This window comes from Achromobacter sp. Root83, assembly GCF_001428845.1.
In the GTDB taxonomy this organism is placed as follows: domain Bacteria; phylum Pseudomonadota; class Gammaproteobacteria; order Burkholderiales; family Burkholderiaceae_B; genus Achromobacter.
In genome coordinates, this window is the sequence record NZ_LMIU01000023.1 from 291,465 (window position 1) to 317,454 (window position 25,990).

23 protein-coding genes are annotated in these 25,990 nt (G+C 64.7%); 10 read left to right on the plus strand and 13 right to left on the minus strand.

Translation table 11 applies throughout. The features are described from left to right. Nucleotides 1–12: 12 nt before the first annotated feature. On the minus strand, nucleotides 13–1,104 hold the full coding sequence (locus tag ASE30_RS20945; protein ID WP_057286200.1) for a Gfo/Idh/MocA family protein: 1,092 nt from the start codon (nucleotides 1,102–1,104) through the stop codon (nucleotides 13–15). Nucleotides 1,105–1,330: 226 nt separating this feature from the next. Here ASE30_RS20945 and ASE30_RS20950 point away from each other — a divergent pair, with 226 nt between their 5' ends. The 4 genes from ASE30_RS20950 to ASE30_RS20965 all read left to right on the plus strand — a co-directional run bounded on the left by ASE30_RS20950 (nucleotide 1,331) and on the right by ASE30_RS20965 (nucleotide 5,975). Then, nucleotides 1,331–2,383: a LacI family DNA-binding transcriptional regulator gene (locus ASE30_RS20950; protein ID WP_057286201.1), complete on the plus strand. Its 1,053-nt coding sequence runs from the start codon at nucleotides 1,331–1,333 to the stop codon at nucleotides 2,381–2,383. Between the two features lie 177 nt (nucleotides 2,384–2,560). Next, a complete protein-coding gene (locus ASE30_RS20955; protein WP_057286202.1) occupies nucleotides 2,561–2,821 on the plus strand; it encodes a helix-turn-helix domain-containing protein in 261 nt (86 codons plus the stop codon). A gap of 43 nt (nucleotides 2,822–2,864) precedes the next feature. Then, entirely contained in the window at nucleotides 2,865–4,178 is a 1,314-nt protein-coding gene (locus ASE30_RS20960) for a type II toxin-antitoxin system HipA family toxin (protein ID WP_235515306.1), read from the plus strand. 87 nt (nucleotides 4,179–4,265) lie between these two features. Continuing rightward, on the plus strand, nucleotides 4,266–5,975 hold the full coding sequence (locus ASE30_RS20965; RefSeq protein ID WP_235515308.1) for a PLP-dependent aminotransferase family protein: 1,710 nt from the start codon (nucleotides 4,266–4,268) through the stop codon (nucleotides 5,973–5,975). A gap of 68 nt (nucleotides 5,976–6,043) precedes the next feature. On the opposite strand, the gene ASE30_RS20970 is transcribed toward ASE30_RS20965, so the two are convergent. Next, complete coding sequence (locus ASE30_RS20970; RefSeq protein ID WP_057286205.1) at nucleotides 6,044–6,253, minus strand: DUF4287 domain-containing protein; 210 nt, start codon at nucleotides 6,251–6,253, stop codon at nucleotides 6,044–6,046. Between the two features lie 177 nt (nucleotides 6,254–6,430). Beyond that, nucleotides 6,431–7,141: a glutathione S-transferase family protein gene (locus ASE30_RS20975; RefSeq protein ID WP_057286206.1), complete on the minus strand. Its 711-nt coding sequence runs from the start codon at nucleotides 7,139–7,141 to the stop codon at nucleotides 6,431–6,433. 120 nt (nucleotides 7,142–7,261) lie between these two features. Here ASE30_RS20975 and ASE30_RS20980 point away from each other — a divergent pair, with 120 nt between their 5' ends. Then, nucleotides 7,262–8,155: a LysR substrate-binding domain-containing protein gene (locus ASE30_RS20980; protein WP_057286207.1), complete on the plus strand. Its 894-nt coding sequence runs from the start codon at nucleotides 7,262–7,264 to the stop codon at nucleotides 8,153–8,155. Nucleotides 8,156–8,248: 93 nt separating this feature from the next. Here ASE30_RS20980 and ASE30_RS20985 read toward each other — a convergent pair whose 3' ends face one another. The 6 genes from ASE30_RS20985 to ASE30_RS21010 all read right to left on the minus strand — a co-directional run bounded on the left by ASE30_RS20985 (nucleotide 8,249) and on the right by ASE30_RS21010 (nucleotide 16,592). Next, on the minus strand, nucleotides 8,249–9,640 hold the full coding sequence (locus tag ASE30_RS20985; RefSeq protein WP_057286208.1) for a DUF3526 domain-containing protein: 1,392 nt from the start codon (nucleotides 9,638–9,640) through the stop codon (nucleotides 8,249–8,251). Beyond that, nucleotides 9,637–11,052, minus strand: coding sequence for a DUF3526 domain-containing protein (locus tag ASE30_RS20990; RefSeq protein ID WP_057286209.1), 1,416 nt, complete (start codon nucleotides 11,050–11,052; stop codon nucleotides 9,637–9,639). The genes ASE30_RS20985 and ASE30_RS20990 overlap by 4 nt, the downstream gene beginning before the upstream one ends. Beyond that, complete coding sequence (locus ASE30_RS20995; RefSeq protein ID WP_057286210.1) at nucleotides 11,049–11,777, minus strand: ABC transporter ATP-binding protein; 729 nt, start codon at nucleotides 11,775–11,777, stop codon at nucleotides 11,049–11,051. Before ASE30_RS20995 ends, ASE30_RS20990 begins: the two co-directional genes overlap by 4 nt. A 7-nt stretch (nucleotides 11,778–11,784) precedes the next feature. After that, nucleotides 11,785–13,947 carry a TonB-dependent receptor gene (locus tag ASE30_RS21000; protein ID WP_235515310.1) on the minus strand — a complete coding sequence of 721 codons (2,163 nt, stop codon included), beginning with the start codon at nucleotides 13,945–13,947 and terminating at the stop codon, nucleotides 11,785–11,787. Nucleotides 13,948–14,206: 259 nt separating this feature from the next. Beyond that, nucleotides 14,207–15,664 (minus strand): NCS1 family nucleobase:cation symporter-1, encoded by a 1,458-nt coding sequence (locus ASE30_RS21005; protein WP_057286212.1) that lies wholly within the window; start codon nucleotides 15,662–15,664, stop codon nucleotides 14,207–14,209. 121 nt (nucleotides 15,665–15,785) lie between these two features. Beyond that, the gene (locus ASE30_RS21010) at nucleotides 15,786–16,592 is read right to left on the minus strand and encodes a hypothetical protein (protein ID WP_057286213.1); all 807 of its coding nucleotides are present in this window, start codon (nucleotides 16,590–16,592) and stop codon (nucleotides 15,786–15,788) included. A gap of 220 nt (nucleotides 16,593–16,812) precedes the next feature. On the opposite strand from ASE30_RS21010, the gene ASE30_RS21015 reads away from it, so the two are divergent. Continuing rightward, nucleotides 16,813–17,850 (plus strand): alpha/beta fold hydrolase, encoded by a 1,038-nt coding sequence (locus ASE30_RS21015; protein WP_057286214.1) that lies wholly within the window; start codon nucleotides 16,813–16,815, stop codon nucleotides 17,848–17,850. Between the two features lie 19 nt (nucleotides 17,851–17,869). Here the strand turns inward: ASE30_RS21015 and ASE30_RS21020 are convergent, their stop codons facing one another. Next, nucleotides 17,870–18,658, minus strand: coding sequence for an alpha/beta fold hydrolase (locus ASE30_RS21020; protein ID WP_057286215.1), 789 nt, complete (start codon nucleotides 18,656–18,658; stop codon nucleotides 17,870–17,872). 340 nt (nucleotides 18,659–18,998) lie between these two features. Here ASE30_RS21020 and ASE30_RS21025 point away from each other — a divergent pair, with 340 nt between their 5' ends. Continuing rightward, entirely contained in the window at nucleotides 18,999–19,460 is a 462-nt protein-coding gene (locus ASE30_RS21025) for a DUF2501 domain-containing protein (protein ID WP_057286216.1), read from the plus strand. A gap of 26 nt (nucleotides 19,461–19,486) precedes the next feature. On the opposite strand, the gene nhaR is transcribed toward ASE30_RS21025, so the two are convergent. Beyond that, complete coding sequence (gene nhaR, locus ASE30_RS21030) at nucleotides 19,487–20,422, minus strand: transcriptional activator NhaR (RefSeq protein ID WP_057286217.1); 936 nt, start codon at nucleotides 20,420–20,422, stop codon at nucleotides 19,487–19,489. A 146-nt stretch (nucleotides 20,423–20,568) separates the two neighbouring features. Here nhaR and ASE30_RS21035 point away from each other — a divergent pair, with 146 nt between their 5' ends. From ASE30_RS21035 to ASE30_RS21045, 3 genes are all read left to right on the plus strand, one after another. Further along, nucleotides 20,569–21,579 carry a TerC family protein gene (locus tag ASE30_RS21035; protein ID WP_057286218.1) on the plus strand — a complete coding sequence of 337 codons (1,011 nt, stop codon included), beginning with the start codon at nucleotides 20,569–20,571 and terminating at the stop codon, nucleotides 21,577–21,579. Continuing rightward, the gene (locus ASE30_RS21040; protein WP_057286219.1) at nucleotides 21,576–21,995 is read left to right on the plus strand and encodes a universal stress protein; all 420 of its coding nucleotides are present in this window, start codon (nucleotides 21,576–21,578) and stop codon (nucleotides 21,993–21,995) included. The genes ASE30_RS21035 and ASE30_RS21040 overlap by 4 nt, the downstream gene beginning before the upstream one ends. Before the next feature lie 73 nt (nucleotides 21,996–22,068). Further along, nucleotides 22,069–22,845, plus strand: coding sequence for a fused MFS/spermidine synthase (locus ASE30_RS21045; protein WP_057286220.1), 777 nt, complete (start codon nucleotides 22,069–22,071; stop codon nucleotides 22,843–22,845). Between the two features lie 35 nt (nucleotides 22,846–22,880). Here ASE30_RS21045 and ASE30_RS21050 read toward each other — a convergent pair whose 3' ends face one another. After that, nucleotides 22,881–24,245, minus strand: a complete 1,365-nt coding sequence (locus tag ASE30_RS21050) for a hypothetical protein (protein ID WP_057286221.1) — start codon at nucleotides 24,243–24,245, stop codon at nucleotides 22,881–22,883. A gap of 58 nt (nucleotides 24,246–24,303) precedes the next feature. Further along, nucleotides 24,304–25,965: a CHAT domain-containing protein gene (locus ASE30_RS21055; protein ID WP_057286222.1), complete on the minus strand. Its 1,662-nt coding sequence runs from the start codon at nucleotides 25,963–25,965 to the stop codon at nucleotides 24,304–24,306. Nucleotides 25,966–25,990 lie beyond the last annotated feature (25 nt).

Consider the following 25,990-nt stretch of genomic DNA (forward strand, 5'->3'; position numbering starts at 1 on the left):
TTTTCTGTCTGGTTATTCAACAGCCGGCAGCCGTACTGTGCGGCCTTCGGCGATGGACGTATACGCGGCCTCGACCAGCGCCATCGTGCGTACGTTGTCGGTCACGCTCAACGCAGGCTCGGTGCCGCTGGCCAGCGCGTACTGCAACTGCTCCATCACGCCGATGAAGGCATGTGGAAACCACATCGTGTCCCACGTCGGAGTCACCCAGCGCCCGTCGGTATGGCCCTCGGCCGCGCGCGAGGCGTAGCTCAGGGTCGACGGCTCGCCGGTGGGCCAGCCGATGGTGCCGCGCGCGACGCCCTCGGTGCCTTCCACGCGCCAGCGGATGTGCTGGTCGTCGGGGTATCCCTCGGCCCGCGGGCCTGACCACACATCTTCGAGCGATAGCGCGAGCAGGCCGTTGCCAAAGCGCAGCATGGTGGTCACCAGCCCATCCTGATGCGCGAACTCGGTGCGCGGATCGGGGCGGGTGACGCTGGTGATCTCGGTGGGCTCGCCAAACAGATAACGCAGGGCGTCGAGGTGATGCACGCTCATGTTCGAGAGCGTCAGCCGGTCATAGCCGCGCAAAAATTCCTGCCAGTGCGGGATCGCGTGCATGTCGATCTGCGCGAACACCGGCGTGCCCAGCACGCCCTGGTCAAGCAGCTGTTTGAGCGTGCGCATCGATTGGTCGTAGCGCATGTTCTGGTTTACCGACAGGATCTTGCCGGCGGCCCGTGCCTCGTCGCGCAAGGCGCGGGCTTCGTCCAGCGACAGGGCAAGGGGCTTCTGTGCCAGCACGCCACGCACGTGCGGGGCGCGCAATGCGGCGCGAATCAGCGCGGGCTGCAGGTCGGGCGGGTACGCGATGTCCACGATCTCGATCTGCGGATCGGCGATCAGGGCCAGGGGGTCCTCATGTACACGGGGGATGCCGTAGCGTTCGGCGACCGCGGCCGCTTTGCTGCGGGTACGCGACGCGATCGCCGCCACCGTGAAGCCGGCCTGCTGGTAGGCCGCCAGGTGGCACTCGGCCATGATCATGCCGGCGCCGATGCAGCCTATGCGAAAGCGCCGTTCCCGAACGGGCGGGTCGGGCACCAGGGTTGGGTGCGACATGTGCTCCTCCTGCCGGCCCGGTATGCACTGTCGACTGCCTGGCATCCTGCCGTGCGGTGTTTGATGTTATTGAGCAGCGATAATCACATCAAAACAATCAGGGGTAAAGGCGGATGCCGCTTATAGGGCAGCAACGTTACCTTTTTGATCTCGAATGATTGCAAATGATTGGTTATGATGGCCTCGCTACCATCGTCCTGATGGTGTCTTGAGAGCCTGGTCCCGCATGCGCCCCACCATTTCCCTCATTGCCCGTGAAGCCGGCATGTCCACCGCCACCGTGGACCGGGTGCTGAACGACCGCGACGGCGTGCGCGGCAAGACACGCGACCGCGTGCTGGCAATCGCCAATCGCCTCGGCTACTTCGTCCAGGGCGCCGATGCCGCCAGCCAGGATGTGCGGGTCGATTTCGTTTTGCCCGCCGGCACCAACAGCTTCATGACCGCGTTGGGCCAGCATCTGCTCGAAGAAGCCGCCACCCGCCCCGATGTGCGGGCCCGCCTGCATCTGATCGAGGGATTCGACGCCAATAAGCTGGCGCAAAAGCTCTACGAGCTGCGCGAGCAGACGCAGGCCGTCGGCCTGGTCGGGCTGGACCATCCACAAGTGCGCGACGCCATCATGGCGCTGCGCGACAGCGGCGTGCATGTGAGTACCCTGGTGTCGGATATTCCGATCTCGGCGCGCCTGGGTTACGTGGGCATCGACAACCGCGCCGCGGGCCGCCTGGCCGCGCTGTTGCTGGGCCGGTTTCTGCCACAGCACACGGAGCGGAAGGTCGCGGTGTTCGTGGGGTCACTGGCGTATCGCGGCCACGAAGAGCGGGAGATGGGCTTTCGCTCGCTGCTGAGCGAAGAGTTTCCGCACCTGCGCATCGCACACATTCTCGAGATCGGCGACGACCGCGACCGCGCCTTTGCCGTCACGCAGGATCTGCTGCGCAAAGATCCGCCGCACGCGATTTACAACATCGGCGCCGGCAATCAAGGCATCGCGCGGGCGCTGAAAGAGGCGCGGCCGGCTGAGGCGCGGCCAAACGAGGCTCGCTCAAGCAAGGCAGCCGCCGCCCATCGCATTGTCTTCGTGGGCCACGACCTCACCGAAGCCACGCGCCGCCTGTTGCTCGATCGCACGATGGACGCCGTGATCGACCAGAACCCGCGCGTCGAGGCGCGCGAGATCGTCAAGCTGCTGGTGGCGGCCGTGAAGGGCGCGCCCGAACCCAGCTACCTGCCGCGGCTTCAGGTCATCTTCCGGGAAAACATTCCCGAGCCGTGATGGTTTCGCGACGGCGCCCAAGGCCGCCGAACCTATGGGCACTGGTGGGGGCGGGGCTGACGTGGTGGTATCGGCGCCGTACAACTCTAACTTTGTATCCTCTTTTTACAATCTAAATTGCGTATTTCAATTTTACGCAGTAGAGTTTGTAAATCTGCATTACAACGTGAGGCTTGTATGTCCGACTTCACCGTCCGCACCGCGGAGCAGCTGCCGGCACTGCTTCAGGCTTTCCGCAAACAGTCCGGGCTGACCCAAGCGGATACCGCCATGCGCCTGGGCATCAGCCAGCAGGCCTTGTCTAATATCGAGCGCCATGCCGACAAGGTCAGCGCCGACCGGCTGCTGAAGCTCCTGAGCATCCTGGGCGTCGAACTCGTGCTGCGCAAACCCGGCGAATCGCCGGCGCCCACGCCGTCGGCCAGCCCCAACTGGTGAGTCCATGGGTCGGCGTTCACACACTCGCACCCTGAATCTCTGGATGAACGGCGAATTCGTTGGCACCTGGAGCGTGCAACCACATGCCGGAGAGGTCCTGCAGTATGCCGACGCTTGGGTGGCATCTCCCCAAGGGCGTCCGCTGTCGCTGTCCCTGCCCTTCACCCCAGGCAATCCGCTGCAGCGCGGCGAGGCCGTGCGCACTTACTTCGAGAACCTGCTACCGGACAGCAAGGAAATCCGGGAGCGCGTCGCACGCCGGTACCAGGCCGGCTCGACCAACGCGTTCGCCCTGCTGGCTGAAGTCGGCCGGGACTGCGTCGGCGCGCTGCAGGTGGTGCCGGGCCCTGAGGCGCCGGACGGCGTTCAAGAGGTGAACGCGATTCCGATGTCCGACGCCGAGATCGCCCAGCTGCTTCGCAACACCTTGGCGCCAGGCCCCCTGGGCCGCGACGCCGCCGAGGACGAAGACTTCCGCATTTCCATTGCCGGCGCGCAGGAAAAGTCGGCCCTGCTCTGGTACGACGGGCGGTGGTGCCGGCCGCATGGCGCGACGCCGACCACTCACATTTTCAAGCTGCCATTGGGCCGGGTCGCGAACATGTCGTTCGACATGAGCGATTCGGTAGAAAACGAGTGGCTGTGCTCGGAAATCCTGCGCGCCTACCAAATGCCTGTGGCGACCACCCAGCCCCTGACGTTCGAGGACATGAAGGTGTTGGCCGTCGAGCGCTTCGACCGGATGTGGTGGGAGAACCCGGAAGGCAAGCGCAGGCTCATCCGGTTGCCGCAGGAAGACATGTGCCAGGCGACGGCAACCCCGCCGCATTTGAAGTACGAGTCCGACGGCGGGCCTGGCGTGCGCCAAATCATGAAGCTGTTGGCCACGTCGCGCGCTCCTGACCGCGACCGGCGCACGTTCTTCCAGGCCCAGGTCCTGTTCTGGATGCTGTGCGCCACGGATGGCCACGCGAAGAACTTCAGCCTTTTCCTGCGCCAGGGCGGAACCTACGAGCTCACCCCGCTGTACGACGTGCTGTCGGCCTATCCCATCATCGACAAGGGGGCGAATCAGCTGTCTCCGTACAAGGCCAGGATGGCCATGGCCGTACGCTCGAAAAACCCCCATTGGGCCATGCACGACATCCTGCGCCGGCATTGGATTGCCGTGGGCACCGAGCACGGCGTGGTGAATCACAACGGTCAGGGGGTGGAAAATGTCCTTGACGACCTGGTGGCGCGCACGCCCGGGGTCGTGAAGACCATCCGCGCGCTACTGCCGGCCGGATTCCCCATGCACGTGGCCGAATCCATTCTCAATGGCCTGCAGGAGGCCGCCGACAAACTGGCGGCTTAGCGAGGTCTCCATTACGGTCCTTTCATCTCCTCCCTCTTCTCCTTCTCCTTTCTTGCTCCATCGCGATGAGACTTGATGGCAAGGAACATGCAGGTGCCCAACACGAGGAGCTTGAACGTACCGAAGACTAAGGGGACCCAAAAATCCATCATTTCCTCTAAACGCTGCTTCCGCAGCTTCATTTACTACTCGTGGGCCAGGCAAAGACGTGGATTGCTTGAAGGACTGGCAACGCCGAACGAGGTCAGGAGTGGTCGGAGCGAACCTTGTACCCCTACAAACTTCCAAATTTTACCGCTAAAATCCATACAAGAAGTTGAATCCTCCAGCTTGTACGTTTTTTTGCCGTGCAAAATTGGTGAAAAACCCATACATCAAGATAAAGACATGTCTCTCTCGCGTCGCCTTAAAAAAGCAAACATGTCTTGGGTGCGCCCCATTACCGCACGCTCGGGCTCTCGATACCAGCAAATCGCCACGCAAATCCTTACCGCGGTGGAGGACGGTGTGCTTCGGCCAGGCGACCGCCTGCCCCCGCAGCGCGAACTCGCCCAGACATTGGGAGTCGACCTCACGACCGTCACTCGTGCGTACGCGGAAGTTCGCCAGAAAGGGATCTTGGAAGCCCAAGGGGCTGGTGGGACCTATGTGGCCTATTCCGGGTTGGAAGCAGGCGGGACGATTGATCTGGGAATGAACATCCCTCCATTGCTCAACAGTGCCGAGTTTTCGCACATGCTTGCGCAAGGCAGTGGCACGACGCAGGTAGCGGCAAGCTCGATGGATCTGATGAGCTATCACGTGGGTGCGGGCGCCCATCGGCATCGTGTGGCCGGGGCGAAATGGCTGCAGCCGATGACTGGCAACACGGACATCGAGCGGATCGTGGTTTGCCCTGGCGCTCAAACCGCTATCGCGGCACTGCTTCTGGCCAAGAGCCAGTCCGGAGATGCCATTGCTTGCGATGAGTTGACCTACCCAGGCTTCCTGGCCGCAGCCCGCTTGCTCCAGCGCCTGGCCGTAGGGGTGAAGGCAGATGAGTTCGGAATGGATCCCGTCGACCTCGAGCGCGTGTGCGAACAACATCGTCCCGCAATGCTGTACTTGAATCCGACGATTCAGAACCCGACTGCGCTGACGCTCTCCACCGAGCGGCGAACAGAGCTGCTGCGTGTTGCAGCGAAATATGCGCTGCCCGTCATTGAAGATGATCCTTACTGGCTGTTGGCCGAGCGTCCGCCGAGCACGATGTTTTCATTGGCCGCCAACACGTCTTCGACTCCGGTTTACTACGTCTCGACGCTATCTAAATGCATAGCACCAGGCCTTCGAACCGCTTACCTGGTCGTACCTGCCGGTGAGCCGTTAAGTCCAGTGCTTGATGCCCTGCGTTCACTGGCGCTGATGCCCACGCCCTGGATGACTGAAATGGCGTCGACCTGGATCGAGTCGGGCGCTGCCGTTCAATGGCTGGCACAGGTCAGGAGTGAGCTGCGGCATCGGCAAACCATCGCAGCATCGATCCTGCCGGGCAATATTCAGGCCGACCCGAATGGGCTTCACCTCTGGCTCCAGTTGCCGCGGCATATCGACTTCTACCGACTGACACAGACGGCGCTACAACAAGGTGTGAGTGTCACCGACTCGGAGTCATTTTCCACGGGGTCCTTCAGCCCCGTGGCGCTTCGTGTGTCATTGGGAGGAGCTATTGATCGAACTCGCCTGACGCACGGGCTGACGCGGCTGGCGGAGTTGCTCAAGGGCGATCTTGCCAGGCGGGTTTCAAGCGTTGTCTGACTTGCCTGGACGTTCAGTGTCACCCCCGCGACTTCGCGTGGCCGATAGATGCAGTGGCGCTGAAGGCCCTACTTCGTCGCGAGGAATGCCGCAACTAAAGCGTTCGCGTGCCCGTGACCGATCTGGTGCTGCGTCTTCAGGCGGTTGACGAGTTCCATGTGCTTCAGCGGACCCGCTTTCTGAAGAATATCCATCCAATGCGCTATCGGCTTGTCGTAGGTCTTTTCGATGGAAGGAAAATATGACGCAGGTCCTTTTACCTTGGATGTCTCGGCCATCGAGGGCTCCTTCAAAGGTGAGAATGGGTTCGTCCAAGGCTTGAGACCAATGCCCTGGCTCGCGGTATTCTGACCGAGTTGCGTGCCCCTGCCTAGGTGACTAGTTTCTTGGTCGACGACCGGCCTTATTTCACGCTCAGGGTCGGCTATCAACCCGCCACCGCGGTCATTCTCGATCTAAGCAGCCTGCAGCAAGTCCACCGCCAGCGCGTCGTCGAACGGAACCTCACCGAGAAACCCGCCACTGCTCACGGCGTCGCGCTGGTCCTCGATGGCGTGCGCGAAGATCACCGCCGGATCCGCCTCCAGCCTGTCGTATAGCCGCTGCAGGTTGGGATAGTCGCGGCGGTCGACAACCTGGTGGTATTCGTTCCATCGTGCGATGCCGATGAAGTACGCGTCGGCCACGGTGCGGTGGTCGCCCATCAGCCAGGGCTGGTCGCCCAGCATCGTCGAAAGATCGGTGTGAACCTTTTGCACCTTGGCGCGGGCGAACTCGGTCAATACGCGCTTCTCGGATTCATCGCTGCCATGCTCCAGCGCATACCACAGGGGCACGTACGCGCCGAAGAAGGACGTGTTGAGGAACGCCAGCGTCTGATTCAACTGATCGAACCCGGGTGTCCCTTGCTTATGCCCCAGGCCGAGGTCGATCCCGAGGGCGCCCAGGTGGTTGAGGATGGACATACTCTCGCTGATCACATGGCCGCTCTCGGTTCGCAGGGTCGGCGTCTCGCCCACCGGGTTGATCTGCCGATAGGCGTCGCTGGTGACGGTTTCGGGCATTTCGATGCGGCTGAGCTGGTAGGGCCGGCCTAGCCATTCGAGCGCGACGATGGAACCAAATGAGCAGCCTGACGGCACGCCGTAGAAGAGGATGGGAGTCATATCAATGTCCTTGGTGAGTGAGCGGCGTTGTCATGTACCGCCCGGACAAGATATCTGAGTAGACTTTGGCCGTGTAGATGGCAATAATTGGACTTATCGTCCACATACAGAGACTTTGTCTTGCTCAACCTCAACGATCTTGGGCTATTCGTGGCGGCGGTGGAACACCAGGGGTTTGCCGCCGCGTCGCGTCGTTTGGGTATTCCCAAATCCACCATCAGCAAGCGCGTGGCGATGCTGGAAGACGAGCTTGCCGTGCGGCTGATTCACCGTACCTCGCGCAACTTCGTGCTGACCGATCTGGGCCGCGACTTCTACGAGCATGCGCAGGCTGCAATGATCGAGGTCGAAGCAGCCGAGGGTGTTGTGCGTCGCCGTCAGGCCGAACCCAGCGGCAGAGTGCGCATGACGGCCTCCGTGCCCGCCGCGCAGCTTTACCTGGCCGATAGCCTCCCGCTGTTGGCGGAGAAGTATCCGAAGCTGCAGTTGCAACTGCACGTCTCGGATCACTTCGTCGATATGCAACAGGGCGGGTTCGACATTGCCGTGCGCAGCCACTTCGCAGCCTTGCCCGATTCGGGCCTGGTGCAACGTCAGCTGATGATCGAGCCCATCATTCTGGTGACGTCGCCCGGCTACCTTGCCGAACACCCGCCGCTGCAGTCGCCTGTTGATCTCCAGCACCACGCGGGATTGATGGCGGGGCCGGGGGTGACAAGCTGGACGCTGTTCGACGACGGCGGGGAGCCCACGCAGGTATCCCCGCGCGTGGTCATGATCGCCGACGAATCCACGGTATTGTCCGGCGCCGCGGCCCGGGGCTTGGGGATAGCGTGCCTGCCCGAGCGGATGTGCCGGGATTTGATCGCGTCCGCGAGACTCGTGCGAATACTTCCGCAGTGGAACGCCGGCAGCGTCACCACCACACTGCTGATGCCGCATCGGCGCGGACAGCTTCCGGCCGTGCGAGCGGCGGTGGAGTTTCTTGTGGATCAGTTCCATCAGTTGCGCTGATCGGGGTGCTGGCGATTTTGGCGACGGGAGGGTTTTTCTGTCGGGCGGGCTCTTGGCGCCGTGCCTGCCGATCTGTGTCGCAATCGCGCACGCTCACAGCTTCTGACGCGTCCCAGCCAAGAGCAGCACGATCAATGCGATGTCCACCAGCAGCAGGTTGCGCAGCAGCAGCCACGCCGCGTCAGGAGTCGTCGGCTCCGCGGTCTGGAACCGGGGTATCCGGGAAAAATCATCCTCCGACAATCCGCGATAGCTCATCACGCGCGGCACGAAGAATTCCCGCCACTCCTGTTCGTATCGGTCGACGTCGTCCATGAACGCGGCATGCCGCGCGACGCTGATGCCGGCGAGATGATCCGCCATTCCCAGCAGCGCCACCGGCGGAGCCAGCCAGATCCAGCGTTCCAGGAACGCTCCCTGGGCAAGGCGCTGTTGATCGAAGCTGCGCATCAAGGGGCGCAACTGCTGGTCCTGATGTTCGAACCTGGGCAGGAAGGTCACCGGCCAGGTATGGCCGTGCGAGATCAAGGGCGCTGATTCGGGGTGGCGGCCATACCAGCCTGCAAGCAACTCGGGCATGCGGACTTCCGCGTTTTGCTGGGCCCGGCGCAGGTCGACGATAGACGCCAGGCGCGAGGGCATCGGATGACGGGCGGCGGCCAGGCTTTCGAGACTGGCTGGCACCGCGTAGGTCAGCAGTAGCCACGTCGTCAGGGCAATCAGAAGCGCGGCGGCGGATGAAACCGGAAAACGCGCCAGCAGGCCGCACAGGGCGATCCAGAAAATGGCATAGGCCGCCAGGCACAACGTCCACCACACCATTGCCGGCCAGGCCGCGGCGCCCGCGTCGAGGGCCATGGATAGGCCGCAAGCCAGGGCGGGCGGCAGGATCAAGGCCGTGGCGCGGATGGCCAAGGCGGCATGAAAGGCCATCCAGGGCCGCGCTGCCTGGGCGCACACGGCACGCCAGACTCCTTGTTCCCGATCTTCCTGCACGGTGCCGGCACACCATCCGATCGCGACCAGGGGCAACAGCAGCGTGACGACCACGGCAAGATCGAACGCGCCATATTGACCGAGCGCGGGGTTGGATAGCGCGTCGCTTCGCCGCCCGTCCGCGTGGCGGCTTTCCACCGACACGGCGACGCGTGTGTTCAGGGTGTCATACCGGGACAGGCTGAGCGCCAGTCCCGGGGCCGTCGGCAGCTGGGCCAGGCCCGCCATGGAACGTCCCAGCGTAAAGGCCTGCATGGCAGCGCTCTTGTGATCCGGGGTCGCGCCGGGCTTTGCGGCGGCGTGTTGCGCCTGTTGAATCAGCGCGTCGCTGGCGGCTGCTTGCCGGACTTGGTCTTGTCGATGCTGTTGCGCGCCGAGCGTTGCCCAAATCGCGCTCAAGGCCAGGATGACCGAGTAGGCCGCCAGGATGGCCATGTTGGCGCGGCTGCGCCGAAAGCGCAGCCATTCCGCCCAGACAATGAGCCTCATGCTTTCCATCTCCGTGCCGCCAGGCATAAGGCGCCACCCGCCACGGCAGCCCACGCCGCCAGCCCCAGCAGGTCCAGCCAGGAGGCGCGCAGAGAGAACGCCAACGGGGGCGCCGTGTAGTGAAAGGGGCGCACGCTTTGCCAGACCGAATCCGCCGCGTACTGTGTTTCGAAAGAGACCTGCCCGGCCGTGTTGTCCTTGTCCCATTCGTCGATGGCGGTGTTGAAGTAACGGCGGTAATGTTCCGCCGCGTCTTCAAAGTGCCGTTGATGGGCAAGCGACGTTCCCGCCAGCGATGCGGAAATCGCCGCAACGGGGATGGCCGGGCTGAACAGGCTGGCCGACCGCAGTATGTTCTGTTGTTGCGTGTAGCGCGCCCACAGTGCATCGAAATGGTAGGCATGGACCTTGTCGGCGTAGGCGTCGCGTTGCAAGCGCCGCGCGGCGTTCACGCCGACCGGCACCTCCTTGAGGGACGTGACGCCGTACTGGTGCAACAGGCCGGCGTCGAAGTCGCGCAACTGCGTGGCCAGGTCCGGGTCGCCCGGCAGTCCGTGTTTGTAGTCGCGAGCGATGGCTGCCCAGAACGCTTGCGCCGAAGGCAGGGGAACCGCTCGCTGGGCAATGGCGCTTGCGGCGCGAGGCACTGCGAACACCGCAACGGCCCACACGATGATCAGCACGAACAGTGCGCCTCGCGTGCCACGGCTGAACGCGCCGATGGCCAGGCCGATCGCCGCCGAGAGGATGTAGTAGCCGGTGTAGACCAGCGCCACCCCCGCGACGCGAGGCAGCATGTCCGCCGTTTGTCCGTGCCACAGCGCATCCGCGCCCAGCAACGCGAAGATCGGCAGGGTGATGGTCAGCAGGCCTGTGACAATGGCAAGCAGCTTGCCCGCCAGGATGGCGCGGTTGGACACGCCCATGCTTTGCAGCATGCGCAGGGTGCCCTGTTCCCGCTCCTGGGCGGCCAGGTTGAAGGCCAGCGCCATGAACAGCAGGGGAAACAGGCTGATCAACAGAAACGCCGGGACGATCTGGCCGAAGCGGATGCTGGGCCCGCCGTCGGCGGCCGGGTCGAAGCGGGCCATATTGCGCCGATGGGGCTCCATCCAGATGGCCTGGCCCACGTAGGGCTGGATGCCGGGGTCGAAGGCGGACAGCGGCGCGTCGGGCTGGAACGCGTACATGCCAAAATGCGCGCCGCGGTGCGGATGCTTGATGCCCTGGCGGTCCCATTGCTCCCGGGTCGTTTCGCCGATGGCGGCGCGCTCGGCCCGCAGCCGTTGTTGCTGCCCCATCGCGGCCAGGTAGACCATGATCCACATGGCCAGCAGTGCCAGGCACAGGATCAGCACGCGGCGGTCGCGGACCATGCCGGCCAGTTCTTTTCGGGCGATGGTGACGATCACGGCAGTTCCCGCGCTTGGGCGAGATAGGCGGCCTCTAGCTCCGCGTGGCTGATGCTGTGCTTGTCGAACTCGCTCACCAGGCGGCCAGCCCGCATGATGCCGATGCGATCGGCCACCTGAATGGCATTGAACAGATCATGCGTCGCCATGAGAATGCCCATCCCGTTCTGCGCCGCACGCTTGAGGTGAGCCGAGAAGTCGTTGGTGGCGGCCGGGTCCAGGCCCGACGTGGGTTCGTCCAGCAGCATGGCGATGGCGCCCTTGGCGTAGGCGATGGCCAGTCCCACCTTCTGCCGCATGCCCTTTGAATAGGCCTGCGTGCGCACGGCGTGGGCGTCGGCCTGCAGACCGGCTTGCGTCAGTCTGGCCGATGCGTCCGCCGTGGAAAGGCGCAGGCCGGCCAGCGCCGCAAAGTAGCGCAGGTTCTCCAGCCCTGTCAGGTAGGGGTACAGGGCGACATTCTCGGGCAGGTAGGAGACCAGGCCGCGGGCGGACCGGGGCCGTTGGTCGATCCGGGTTCCGCCGGCATGGACTTCGCCCGCGCTGGGTTGAACAAAGCCCAGGAAGACACTCAAGGTGGTGGACTTGCCGGCGCCGTTGCCGCCCAGCAGCGCATAAATGCAGCCGGCTGGGACGGTCAGGGAAAGACGGTCGATGGCCTGTGTGGCGCCGTAGCGCACCGACAGATTCCGCGCCTGCAGCGCGGCGGGCGTCGAGGAACTCATACGCGGTTCAAAAGAAGTAGCGCATGTTGACGCCGACGATGTGCTTGGGCTGGGGTGAGATCCACAGCCCGGCGCCGGTGGCGTAAGCGGCTTCGCTGGCATAGCGCTGCGGTTGCAGGATCCAATAGGCGGAAACCTGGTAGCGCTGATAGTCGTAGGTGGCGCGGAGGTCGTAGCGCATGTAGGTGGGCATCGTCTTTTCGCGGAGTGGCGAGCCGCTGTAGTACGGGATGTCCCGCGTCAGGTAGGCATCGGCATTCATGGTCAGGCGCCCCGGCCCCAGCAGGGTGCTGTATTCGACGCCTGCTTTGAGAATGTCCCGGGGCACCGACAGGCGCGCGCCGGTTCCCGGAAGCGGGTTCTTGATCTCCGCCTCCATGATGCGGCCATAGCTGGCGTACAGGCTGAATGCCGAACTGAAGCGATAGCGGGTTTCGAGCTCGTAGCCCACACGGGTGGTTTCACCCACCGATGAATAGGTGTCGGGCGCGGTCAGGACGATCTCGTCGTCGTTTTCGATGTAGTAAACCGATCCCGCCACGCTCCAGTTGTCGGCGGGCGAGGCGGTAAAGCCCATGTCGTACGAGCGCACTTTGGAAGGCGCGATCGATGTGTTGGCCGCCCCGCCGGGCGCGCCCAGGGGGCCCAGCGTGCCGCTCGGGCTGATCTGCTGCGCGGCGGGCGAGCGAAAGCCCTCGGCCACGTTGGCGTAGACATCCAGCGTAGGCAGCACGCTCCAGACGATACCGGCCTTGGGCGTCACGACGGAATCGCGGTATTGGGTCGAAGCGTCCGGCAGCTTGCGATTGCCGATGCTGTAGTCGAAGGCGTCGTACCGAAGGCCGGCCAGCAGCTTGACGTTGTCCACCGGCTTGTATTGCGCTTGCGCGAACACGCCGTAGGTGACCAGGTCCATGTCGAGGTTGACCAGGTAGTTGCCGGTGGGCGTTCCATCGACATAGCGCTGGCGTATGCCGTCGCCTTGGTCGCGCCGAAAATCCATGCCCGCGAAGAGCGAGGCCTTATCGCCGAACACGAAGTTGTTGGCGATGCGGCCGCCATAGAAGTGCCGATCGTCGCTACCCACATTGTGCTGGTCCACGGCAGAAGCGATGCCGCGTTCGCGCTTCAGGTCTTGCGCATACAAGGTGGTGTAGAAGCCTGCCTCGCTGTTCAGGGGGCTGCGATTGAAGACGATGCCGGTTTGCGTGTTCTTTCCAAATCCGGGGGTGTCGTATTGCACATCCCGGGGACCGGCCTTGCCCGATTCCAGATCCGAATGCAGCAGATAGCCTGCGGCGTGGAAGTTTGCATGGTAATGATTGACGCTCAGGCTGTAGCGCCCGCCGTCGAAGGGCGTGGACAGCTTCAGGAAGAAATTCTGGCGCTCGGTGTCGGCTGCCTTGCGGTAGCTGTCGGTGCGATAGACGTCCGCGACGAACAGGGACTGAATGTCCTTGTGGCGGCCCGAATGGACCAGTGTGGCGCGCCTGCCGCCGTAGCTTTCGACGGCCACCCCAACGCTGGACGGCACCTCTTCCCAGGGCGAGCTTATGTCGACCGCGCCCGCGCGGTGCTGGTCGCCGTACAACGCGGAAACAGGCCCTTTGATGACCGTGATGTTGCCGATCATGTCGGGGGTGAGCCATTCCAGAAAGGCCGGGCCGTGCCCGGCGCCTGCTTCGCTGGACGGCAGGTTCTGCGGCACGCCGTCCACATACACGGCGGTGTCGGCGCCGTGCGTGCCTTGCGTGGCAAAGCCTCGCATGCGGAATCCGTTGCCGGTGTCGCCCTGGTCGATATTGTTCGCGACCACGCCGGGTACGCGGCGGAACACATTCGAAATGTCGCGGCCGACGTTGATGGTTTGCAGCTCGGCCGGCGTGATGACGGTCATCGCCGCGGGCAAGCCGGTGCTGTCCAGGGTCAGGCGATTGCGTTCGCCTATCAGGTCGCGCGCCCAGCCTTCGCCGGCGACCTCGATGGGGGCCATGGTGGCGGCCGGCGCCAGAGGTTCGCCAGAGCTCGCATTGGGGTCGGTTTCGGCGGCGCGCGCTTCGTTGGACACCAGGCCGGCCGTCATGGCCAGGGCGGTGAATGCGGGACGCCAGTTACGGTAGGCGGGGTGGGGGGCGTGCGGGCGGCTCGGTGTGTCGGAGCGCAAAGGCATGGGTGAAGTCCGGGGCTGAAACAACGTAGAAAAGCGATGCCAGGACGCGCGGCCTATGCCAAAGGCTGACCACCTCCTGAATTTTGCGAATGATATAACATTTCATAAAATTCAGGGGCGCATTGCTTACCGGTTGGGTTTCAGGGTGCGATTGTCGTCGGCGGCGGAGGACGATGGCCCCGCCGCCGCCGAGGTCCCGGGAGGACGCCTGCCGGTTGCTGCGATGCGTTCCCGGGCCGGCCATTACTGGCCGGAAGGATCAGGCGCGTGCCGGCGCCACCGCGGCGCGCGGGCGCAGCGTCGCCATGATCAGGTAGGTGCTGCCGCCAATCCCAACGCCGAAGAACCAGCCGTAGGTGTTCCACCAGACGGGCAGCAGGCTGGTGAAGTTGGGCAGGAATGTCGAGAACAGGCTGCCGATCCCGGCGGCAATCAGCGCATTGACGTTCCATCCGCCTTCGTAGCGGTATTCGCCGTGCTCGTCGTACAGCGCGGCGACGTTGATGTTGCCCCGGGCCACCAGGTAGTAGTCGACCAGGATGATGCCAAGCATCGGCCCCATCGTGGCGCCGATGGCATTCACGAAATTGGCGGCGTTGCCTTCCCAGGGCGCGAAAGGATAGAGCGCCAGCGCGATGGCCGCGGCGATGTAGCCGCCCTTCTTGAAGTTGATCTGCCTGGGGAACACGTTCGAGATGTCGAACGCCGCCGAGACGAAGTTCGCGACCACGTTGATGCCCAGCGTGGCCACGGCGAAGGTCAGCGCGGCAAGCAGGCCCAGCACCCAGCTATCGAACTTGGCGGAGATCTGTTCGGGATGCAGCAGCACCTCGCCATACACCCTGAAGGCGGCGATCGTGGTCACGCCCGCTACCAGCGAGAAGGCGATCAGGTTGACCGGCAGGCCCCAGAGATTGCCTTTCGTCACGGCCGCCTTGTTCTTGGCATACCGGGAGAAATCGCAGAAGTTGAGATACAGCGCGGCGAAGTAGGTGATCCAGGTGGCGGCCACGGCCGTCAATGCCCAGAACGAACCGGGTTCGCCGCTGACGCCGGCATCCTTGGTCTTGTCGAGCAGCACGCTCATCGGAATGCCGTGGTCGAATGAAAAGCCGCCTGCCTTGATGCACAGGCCCACGGCCAGCACCAGCATCGCGATCCACACCGCGGGGCCGGCCCAGTCCTGGAATTTGCGCACGGTTTCCATGCCCTTCTGGATGATGAGCAACTGCAGCGCCCAGATCACCACGTAGCAAATGACCTCCAGGCCCGAATGGCCGAGGAGCTGGGTGTCCTGGTGGAAGGCCAGGAGGCTGTCGTTGCGCACCAGCAGCGCGACCATTGCGCCTGAAGCGGCCGCCGTCTGCGCGCCGTACCAGAAGCAGGCCACCACCGCCCGCACCACGGCCGCCAGGTTTGCGCCCCACACGCCAAAGGACGCGCGCGCCAGCACCGGATACGGCACGCCGGTCTTCTCGCCGGCGTAGCCGATGAGGTTCATCAGGAAGAAGATCACCAGCGAACCAAGCCCGATCGCCAGCAGGAAGTTGGTGAAGCTGCCGCACAGCAGGAAGAGGCTGGCGGCCAGGTAGTAGCCCCAGAGGCTGTGCACGTCCGATGTCCAGACGTTGAAGATGCTGAATGCCCCCCAGGTGCGCGTTTTGACGGGCGCAAGGTCGTCGTTGTACAGGGCGGGGGAAGGATTGCGAAGCTCCATCGGCGGTCTCCTGAAACGCTTTTTTGTATACAGAGACTGTATGCGTTTTTGACCGCGAATCGTGTACGGATTAACCCGGGGTAGCTTCGAGCCCGCCGGGGGCCCCGGGGGGCACCTCGGTTCAATGTTCCGCTTCCCTCTTACGGTGCGCGAAGTTGAGCGTGACCACCAGGCCCGCGATGACGGAAAACAAGTGTTTGATCGTGTGGCCACTGAGATAGGCGAAGTTCTGGAATATCTGGTGGTCCAGCAGTTCCGACGCTTTGGCCAGTACGTAGAACCCGATAGCCGCGGCGAAATACCAGCGTTCCCTGGCCGGGGTCTTGTTTTGCCATTGCAGCAGCGGAATCAGCAGCAGCGGCATGAACTGCACGTACAGGTACGGGCGCAGATCGCCCGTCTGGTAGTTGTCCGTGTACCACCACCAGGCCACGCTGACGATGGCGGCGGCGGCCCAGAGCACGTCGACCCAGGGGCCGTCTTTCAGGGTGTCGCGCCATACGGCCGACAGGATGCCCGCGCAGGCAAGGGCAATGGGCAGGCGGTCCCAGATCAGGCGGGCGTTGTCGGGCAGCAGGTGATACCAGCCCGACCCGAACGCCGTGAGCACCAGGGCGAAGAAGAACAGGGCGTAGCCCGGGCGGATGGCGTCCAGCGCGTGGTTGTAGCGGCTGTGCAGCACCAGCGACAAGCCATACCAGCCCACCACCGCGAATCCCAGGTTCGACAGGACATCCGCCGCGTTGGGAATACCCAGCCAGGCGCGGTGGTCGGCGAAGTCATGGTAGTGCTCGAGCTGGGCGATCGGCCCGTAGAGGGCCAGTCCCACCGCGACCAGCACCACCACGGCCCAGGGCAGCAGGCGGCGCGCGTTCATCGGGGTCTTGAGGGGCGAACTGGCCTTCGGGAGATCTGACTGATTGCGCATGGGATCCACTCCGCACCTATGGGTTGCCGGCTAGGGATGATAGTAAGGGCGGTCATACCCGCCCTCTACGCATTTATGGGCATTTCTGCGGTTTTTTATGTCCTTGTGTATCCGGCCGCGAGTCCGGTACATACGCACACCCAAGCCGCCGCGGTTTCCGACACAGTCACCTGCAGCAGTCATGTTTCTTTCCTGAACCCGAAGTTTTTTGGAGATCACCATGTCGGATCCGGTAAACGTCCAGCGGCGGCGCCTGTTGGGCACAACTTCCTCGCTGGCGGGCGCCAGCCTGCTCGGCCTTGCGCTGGGTGGAAATGCCCTGGCCCAGTCAGTGGCCCCGGGAGGCGGCGGGGTGGCGCCCGTGATCGGCAACATCCGGCAGATCAAGGCCGGGGGCCTGGACATCGGCTACGTGGATGCCGGGCCCGCGGGCGGGCCGGTCGCCATCCTGCTGCATGGCTGGCCGTACGACATCCACAGCTTCGCCGACGTGATTCCCCGGCTGACCGCCGCGGGCTATCGGGTCGTCGCCCCCTATCTGCGGGGCTATGGGACCACCCGGCTGTTATCGCCGGACGCGCCCCGCAACGGGCAGCAAGCCGTCGTCGCCGTGGACACCATCGCGCTGATGGACGCGTTGAAGATCCGCAAGGCGGTCGTCGCGGGCTTCGACTGGGGTGCGCGCACCGCCTGCATCATGGCCGCCTTGTGGCCCGAGCGCTGCGAGGCGCTGGTCTCCGTCAGCGGCTATCTGATAGGCAGCCCGGCGGCCAACCGCAAGCCGCTGCCTCCGCAGGCGGAACTGCAGTGGTGGTACCAGTTCTACTTCGCCACGGAGCGCGGCGCGGCCGGCTATGCAGCCAACGTCGACGGCTTCAACCAATTGATCTGGCGGCTCGCGTCGCCGAAGTGGCAATTCGACGATGCCACGTACCAGCGCTCGGCGCGCGCGTTCGACAATCCCGATCACGTTGCGGTGGTGGTGCACAACTACCGGTGGCGCCTTGGGCTTGCGCAGGGCGAGGCGCAGTACGACGAGCTTGAGGCGCGCCTGGCGGCGTCGCCCAAGATCGGCATTCCGGCCATCACCATGGAAGGTGACGCCAACGGCGCCCCGCACCCGCCGCCGGCCGCCTACGCCGGCCAGTTCACCGGCAAGTACCAGCACATCGACGTTGGCGGTGGCATCGGGCATAACCTGCCGCAGGAAGCACCCAAGGCTTTCGCCGATGCGGTGCTACGGGCTTCCCGGCTGTAGGTCCAGGCCCTTGGCGGGATCAGCGGGCGCCCGCCAGCCAGCCTGAGACGGTGTCCAGCACACGCTCGGGCTGCTCGCGATGCGGCACGTGGCCGCAATTCGTGAAGATGACCCGCTGCGCGCCCGCGAGCTGTTCAATGCGGTCGGGGTGCACCGTCGATCCGTATTCGTCGCTATCGCCATGCAGCGCCAGAGCCGGGCACTTCACTTTGCGCAGCTGCGCGTCCAGCGTCCAGTCGGCAAAGCCCGGCGATAACCAGGTGTCGATCCACGCGCTGAGCACCCAGGCCGCCTTTTCGCCGTGGTATTTCTTCAGGCGGTCCAGTTGCCCCGGCTGCGCGAAGGATACCCGGGCCTGCGCGATGCCTTCCAGCGTGCGGTCTTCGGCAAAGACCTGCGCAGATTCGGTGATCAGGGCCTGGCAGGAATCGACCGAGGCCGCGGCGCAGGCAATGGCCATGCCCCCGCCCACGCTGTGGCCGAAGGCCGCGAACCGCTCCACGTCCAGGGCGGCAAGCACCGAGCGGAATCCTTCATGGGCCTCGCGGTCGACGAAATCCAGCCCCAGGCGGCCGCCGTGGGGGTCCGAGCGGCCAAAGCCCAGGCGGTCATAAGCGATGACGGTACGCCCCGTCGCGCCGGCGAGTTGCTGGGGAAAGTCGCGCCACAGTTCGACGCAGCCCAGCGAATCGTGGAGCAGGACGATGGGCACGCCCGCCGCATCGGACGCGGCGGGCACCCACCGCCGTGCGAATAGCCGGCCGCCTTCGGCGGGAACGAGAATATCTTGGGATACGACGGACGACATCACGGGTTCTCTCGGAAATGGGTGACGCGGGACGCCTGGGGAAGGCGCCTTGTCTGGCGCTTGCTGCCCGGCAGGCAGACCGAAATAGTAGCGTAGGCGTCGCGGCTTCGGCCGGCGCCGTGCCTGCGCGCCCGCTTTCGTTCGGACCGGTCTGATGCGCATCGCCCACGTATCCAACCCGTGACGTTGCGAATGCAATTGCTACGGCCCGCGGGCGCGCGCGGCGTGAAGTACATGATTTGTCGCATTGAGCGCCGCGCGCGCGTGCCGCTTGCCTTGTGATCCGCCGCTACGCGCCGCTACGATGACCGCACGCATTTTCAGCATCAGGAGAGAAACCATGAAAATCAATGCCCGTCATGCCGCCAGTGCGGCCGTCCTTGTCTTGACGCAGTGCTTCGCGGTTGCCGCGCACGCGCAATTGCTGGACGCGGTGAAGGGCCAGATGGGCGGCGCGAGCCAGGGCGGCGGCGCGGGCAGCGCCATTCCGGGCCTAGGCGGCCTGTCCCTGTCGTCGCTGAGTCCGGCCACCGTCGGCAATGCGGCAGGCGTGCTGGAATTCTGCATGAAGAACAACTACCTGGCTGGCGGCGACGCGCAGGCGATCAAGGACAAGCTGATGGGCAAGGTGTCCGGCGAACCGGCCAAGGCGAAATCCGACTCGGGATACCTGGCGGGCGTGCAGGGCATGCTCAATGGCAGCGACGGCAAGTCGGTCGACCTGAGCGGCGGCGGACTGAAGGAAGAAATCACCCGCAAGGCGTGCGATCAGGTCCTGAAGCACGGCAAGTCGCTCTTGTAAGCGTCTTGCGCGCTCGCTGGCAGGCGTCACCCCGTGGCCTGGCGGCGTGCCGTCCGCCGCGCCGGACTGAAGATGTCTTCCCGGGCCGCCCTGCTCAGCGCCAGCACCGCCGGATGTTGCAGCCGCTGGTCGGTGGTGATGGCATAGAACTGTTCCTTTACCGACTCGGCGGCGCCGATGGCGCGCACCCGGTACTGCTTGCACAGATAGGCCGCGGTGGCCGTGGGTGCGACGAAGAGTCCGGTTCCGGTCTGGCCGAAGGAATTCATCAGCGCGCTGTCGTCGAATTCGCCGACGATGCGCGGGCGGACATCGTGTTCGTCGAACCACTGCAGCAGCCGCGGCCGGATCGCGGCGTCTTCTCCTGGCAGCAGGAAGGGCGCCTCGTCGAGCAGCGCGGGAAAGCGCTTGGGCAGGCGGTCGAGCAATAGCGGCGATCCAAAAAAAGTCAGGCCGCATTCGCCGAGCAGATGGCTGAATCCCCGGACATTCAGGTTGTGAGGCATGGGGCGGTCGGCGATCACCATGTCGAAGCGGTGCACGGCCAGGTCCGCGAGCAGAAAGGGAAGCCGCCCCTCGCGGCAGATCAGACGCACGTCTTCGGCCAGTTCGAGCGCGGGCTCGATCATCCGGTACACCATGGCCTTCGGCATGCCTTCGGCCACGCCGACCTTGAAATCCAGGGCCCGCCGGGCGGGACGCTCGCGCAGGTCGTCCAGCAGTTCGTCGCCCAGGGTGTAGATGCGGTCCGCGTAGAGCAATGCGTGGCGGCCGACGTCGGTGAGCTCCAGGCCGCGGCCCACGCGCCGGAAGAGCTCGGTGCCCAGGGCGGCTTCCAGTTCCTGCAGTTGGCCACTGATGGACTGGGGCGTGCGCTGCAATTGCTGTGCCGCGCGGGCGATGCTGCCGGCCTTGGCGACCATCCAGAAATAGCGCAGATGCTTGTAGTTGAGAGTGACCATGGCTGATCAATCCAAAAAACCTGACTATCGCTTCATCATAGGCGAATTGTTCGAGGAATTAAGCTGATCTAGACTGGTTTCGTGCAGGTTCCCAGCATCACGGGCCGTCGCGCGGCGGGCATGGGCGCGATGGCGGGAGGCGCCAGATGAACCAGGTCGAGACCTTTGCCACGCTGCCGATGTGGGCGGGGTTCGTGGCTTTCGTGCTGGCCGTGCTGGCGCTGGATCTGTATGCGCTGGGCGGGCGCCGCGCGCACCGCGTGTCGTCGCGGGAGGCGCTGGGCTGGGTATTTGCCTGGGGTGCGCTGGCCACCTTGTTCGGCATCCTGATGTGGTGGTTCCTGGATGCCAACCTGGGCCGCGCCGTCGCGCATCAAAAGGTGCTGGAGTTCTATACCGGCTACCTGATCGAACTGTCGCTGTCCGTGGACAACATGTTCGTGTTTTCATTGATCTTCGGCTACTTCGCGGTGCCCCTGGAGCTGCAGCGCCGCGTGCTGTTATACGGCGTGCTGGGCGCCATCGTGATGCGCGTGGGCATGATCCTGGCCGGCGTCTGGCTGCTGTCGAAGTTCGTGTGGCTGTTCTACGTGTTCGGCGTGTTCCTGGTGTTCACCGGGATCAGGATGCTGTTCACCGCGGGCCGCCAGCCCGATATCGCGCGCAATCCGCTGGTCCGCTTCCTGCGGTCCACCATGCGGATCACCAAGGACTATCACGGGCAGTCGTTCTTTGTCCGCATCGGCGGGCTGCGGTATGCGACGCCCATGTTCGTCGTGCTGCTGGTGATCGAGGCGACCGACGTGGTGTTCGCCGTGGACAGCATCCCCGCCATCTTTGCGGTCACGACCGATCCGTTTATCGTATTCACTTCCAACATCTTCGCCATCATGGGCCTGCGGGCGCTGTACTTCCTGCTGGCCGGCATGGTGGCGCGGTTTCACTATCTCAAGTATGGCCTGGCTTCGGTGCTCGTGGTCATCGGCGGCAAGATGCTGGCCGCGCCGTGGGTCCATGTCCCGGTGCACTGGTCGCTGGGGGTGGTGGGGCTGATTCTGCTTGCGTCGGTCGGCGCCAGTTGGGTGCTGCCCGGAAGGGCCGCGGAGAACGCCGCGCGTCCCAAGGTCAAAAAGTCACAAACCGGAGGTCTGCCATGAACACGATCATTCTTGCCACCGATGGGTCGGAATACAGCAACAAGGCGGCCCGCTATCTGGTGGAGAGTCCTTTGCTGAACCGCGATTTCGTGGTGCACGTGGTGCATTGCGAACCCGATGTGGGCGGGGACGTGAAGTCCTTCATCGGCAAGACGGACATCGACGCCTGGCATCACGAAGAGAGCGGCAAGGCGATGAAGTCGGTGGTGGACATCCTGACGGCGGGCAGTGTCGGGTTCGAATGCCACGAGCTTGTCGGCTTCACGCCCGAGAAGATCATCGAATACGCGAAACAGGCGGGGGCGTCGGCGATCGTGATCGGATCGCACCATCACAGCTCGCTGCTGAATGCCATCAGGGGGTCGGTGAGCGGACGGATTCTTGCGCATTCCCCCTGCCCCGTGCTGCTGGTCTAGCGGCGGGCTGGCGGATGGCATGGGAACGGGGGATGGTATCTTCTGCACATCTTTCCGCTACCCGCATCCGACCATGTCCGACGTTACCGTGCCCGCCGATCCGCCGTTTTCCGATGAATCGGCGGGCGTGCACAGACCTTTCATCCAGAACGCCGGCACGCGCCGCACCCTGCATTTCACGCAGAAGGAGATCCAGAGCAGCATGTCCGTGCTCAACCCGGATGCGCTGGAGATCGAATACACGCGCATGATGATGGGCTTCGTGCTGTTCAAGCCCGAGCCCGCGCATATCCTGATGGTGGGCCTGGGCGGAGGCTCGCTGCCCAAGTTCTGCCATCGCTATCTGATGGGCGCGGAGATTTCGGTGGTCGAGATCGATCCGGCCGTCATCGCGCTGCGCGAAGCCTTCATGGTGCCGCGCGACAGCGCGCGCTTTCGCGTGATCCAGGCGGACGCGGCCGACCACCTGCGCGGCCTGTCGGAGCATGCCGACGTGATCTTTCTGGATGGGTTTGGCGTGGGCGGCATACCGGGTGCGCTCTGTTCGGCGGATTTTTACGCCGACTGCCATCGCGCCCTGCGCGACGATGGGATCCTGGTGATCAATTTCCACGTGAATCATCCGAAGCACCACGAATACCTGGACCGCGTGCGCGCGTCGTTCGGTTCGTCGATGTTCGAAGTGGTCGACGACGACATGACCAACAGCATCGTTTTCGCCTGCAAGGGCAGGCTGCTGGACGACCCGGCCGCGGCGGAGCTCAAGCGGCCGGCGTCCATCCCGAAGGACGCCTGGCGCCAGTTGATGCCGACCTTGCGCGTCATCGGCGCGACGCTCGAGCTCAGGTAAGGCGGGGTCCGGGCGCCGTGTGGCGTGACCGCGCGCTAGGCCGGTTCGCTCAGCATGATCGACAGCAGTTCGCGGGTGGCGCGGGACAAGTCGCCGGGCGCCATGGCGTTTGGCTTCGCGCCCAGGGCATGCACCACTGACGACATGGCCTGCGCGACAGCCCTGTCATCCAGCGCCGCCTGCGCCTGCCCGGCCGTGTCGCCCGGCGCCCTCTGGTTCTGCCCGGCACTGTCTTGAAGCACGGGAGGCGGCGCGAGCTGCTTCTTGGCCGTCCTGATCAGGTCCGCCACCGGGTCCGCCTTGCCGCGCGCGTTGGCCCGGTCCGTCATTGCCGTCGCCAGGCTTTTGCCGCCGCCTCGCGTCTTGAGGCCGCTTTGCTCGCTGGCGGCCTCCCAGGCGCTGCGTTGCGCGGCGTAGGCCGTGATCAGCGCGAAACGGTCCGCGTCGATGAGCAATGGCGACTCGGCGACCGCGATCAGCAGGGACTGGTAGGCGGCGTGCGCCGCCGCCGCGTTGTTGCCGATCAGGGCCGCCGACACGTCTTTCCACAGGTGATGAAACGGCAGCGCCGTGGCGGCGGTGAACATGTCCGCGCCCAGCGTGGTGCGCTGTTCGAATGCCATGACGAGGTAGTCGACGTCGTCCACTGCTTCCAGTTGGCCGGACGCGCCCTTGCGGTGCAGCACGCCGTCGACAAGCTGCAGTTCGGACAGCTTGTCCTGGGAGTCCGCGCCGGCCAGCACGCGATACCCGCTGCGGCGCAGCGCGTCGCCGTCGAAAACGCCGAAGCGCACGCTGACGCCGTCGGTGCCGAACAGCTTGGCCAGCGGCTTGAGCAGGCTTTCGCCGGTCTTGACGATGACGCCGCCGGCCGGGCCGCCCAGCATGGTGACGGCCGTGGCGACAAAGTCCAGAATGCCGCGGCTCAGGCTGCTGTCGGCGAAGCGGCACAGGGCGGCGTACATCTCCAGCCCGTCGCTGTTGAATGGAACGTTGCGGGCGACGTAGACGTCGCGAAAGACCACGCGGCTTGCGCCGGCCTGCGGCGCGGAGGCGCCCAAGGCCTGCTGGATCAGGTCATAGCCCACGATGTATGGGATCTCGCGCTTGGCGCCCGCCACGCCATAGCGCAGGAAGAAGGTGCAGAGCGGCAGGAATTCGCTGAGATAGTTGCCCGCCTGGCTCAGCCGCATCTCCACCACCCGGACGCTGAAGTAGCACTGGCCGGGCACGAAGGCGGCGCCATCCAGGCCTGCCAGCGCCTGGCCGCCGCCGGGAGGCGCCTCGATCTCCGCGTAGTAATTGCGTCCCGCGGGCACGGTGGGCAGCAAGGCGCCGGCGCCGTCGCCGGTGGTGGCCTTGATGCCGATGCCCTTCAGCATGCCGAAGAGGGATTCCATGGCGCCTCCTTGAGAAATTTGCGGGCGAGGCCGGCCGTGGGCGCCTGCCCCGGCGGATTCAGTCCCGAACGATCGCCATGGCCGACGCCCAGGTGGGGAGGTCGCCGGCGTCGCCTTGCGCGGCCTTGCAGGCGTAGCGATAGGCCTCGGCCAGCCCTTTCGGCTGGGCGGCGTCCAGATACACGTCATAGAAGCGCTCGATGTACAGGGCGCACGATTCTTCCTCGACCTGCCAGCGGAAGGCCAGCACGCCAGCCGCGCCGGCCCGCATCACTTCCAGGGCGGTGCGCACCGATGCCCCGCTGCATGAGGACAGCACCAGCAGCTTGCATTTGCCGGCCTCCATCCACTGGCCGATGAGCCGGATCGAAAGCTGCCAGCCTTCGCCGTCTTCGCCGGGCAGCACCAGCATCGTGCTGTCGCCCAGCGAAACGGAGTGCCCGGCGAAATGGAAGATGTCGTAGTTGCCTGTTTTCAGGCGTTCTTCGATGCGTTTCTGCAACTCGGCGCCCACCAGCGCGGACTCCTGCTGGTCGCGCACGTCGTCGATGTGCAAATGCCCGGGTGCTTGCGCGGCCAGATCTCTGAGGTGCTGGCGTTCCTTGGCGACGGACCGCAGGGGACCGAACTCGGTGGCCGGCAGCGCTGGCCCGCCGTCTTCCCGCCTGAAAGACACGGTGCCGTAAACCGAACTGGCGTCCATGAACAACAGCCGTACCGGCTGCCCCGGGGCGCGGGCGTCCTGTTCCCAGCGCAGCGCGGGCGCCGTGCCTTCCAGGTGCAGCCGCCTGGCCATGGGAAGCTCCAGGCACAGATAGCGGCCGCTGTCGGCGCCGAATTCCCGGCCCATCTCGAAGGGCAGATTGAACAGGCGCGAGACCTCCTGGCTTGCCAGGTTGAACTCGAACCGCAGATCCAGTCCCGCGAAGGCGCCGGCGCCCGGCGACACCTCTTCGTCGCGCGCGCGCTGGATCAGCTTGGCGATCGGCGCGCCCAGGCTGTGGGTGACCATCGCGCTGAAGACGTCCTCGCCCACGCCGCTCAGGTCTTTCAGCCATTGCGGCGCCTTGGTTTCGCCCGAGTAGGGGCTGAAGGTTTCAATGCGCCCCACCAGCGCGGATATCCGGTCGCGCTCTTTGTAAGGCATGTCCTGCGAGGAGTATTCGTGACGCCCCATCTGCATGCGGTAGGTGATGGAGTGTTCGCCCACCCTGATGATCAGCCGCCGCCGGCGCTTGGGCGCCAGCGGGGTCAGGCAGGTCAGGACGATGGCGACCTCGGCGCCGCTATTCGATACGTTGCTGGGATCGCTGGTCCACATGAAGACCTCGGGCCGTTCCAGCACGTAGCGCTGCACGATCTCTGGCGGGTCGACCGCCAGGACCAGCACGGGGAGGTTCGAGCGCTTCGCGATCCATTCCAGCAGTTCGACGGCGGCGGCGCCAGGCTTGCCGCGCTTGTTCGCGGACCCGAGCCGCGCATCGATGATGGCCAGCCTGGGTTCGATGGGCGGGTCGGATTGCTCCCAGCGCTCCAGCAAGGCCTTCGCGCTTTCCAGCGTGGTCCGCCGGCTCAGCCTGGCGCCCACGAAGGGCGCGATGGCGGGGTACTGCTGCACATGCCGGTGCAGTTGCGCGAGGTTCGTCGCCCAATCGTCTTCGTGCTCGTCGTTCATGCTGACCAGCAGAATCGCATTCGTGCCTGTCGCGGGCTGTTCCATGATGCCTATCCCCCTGTTTCCATGC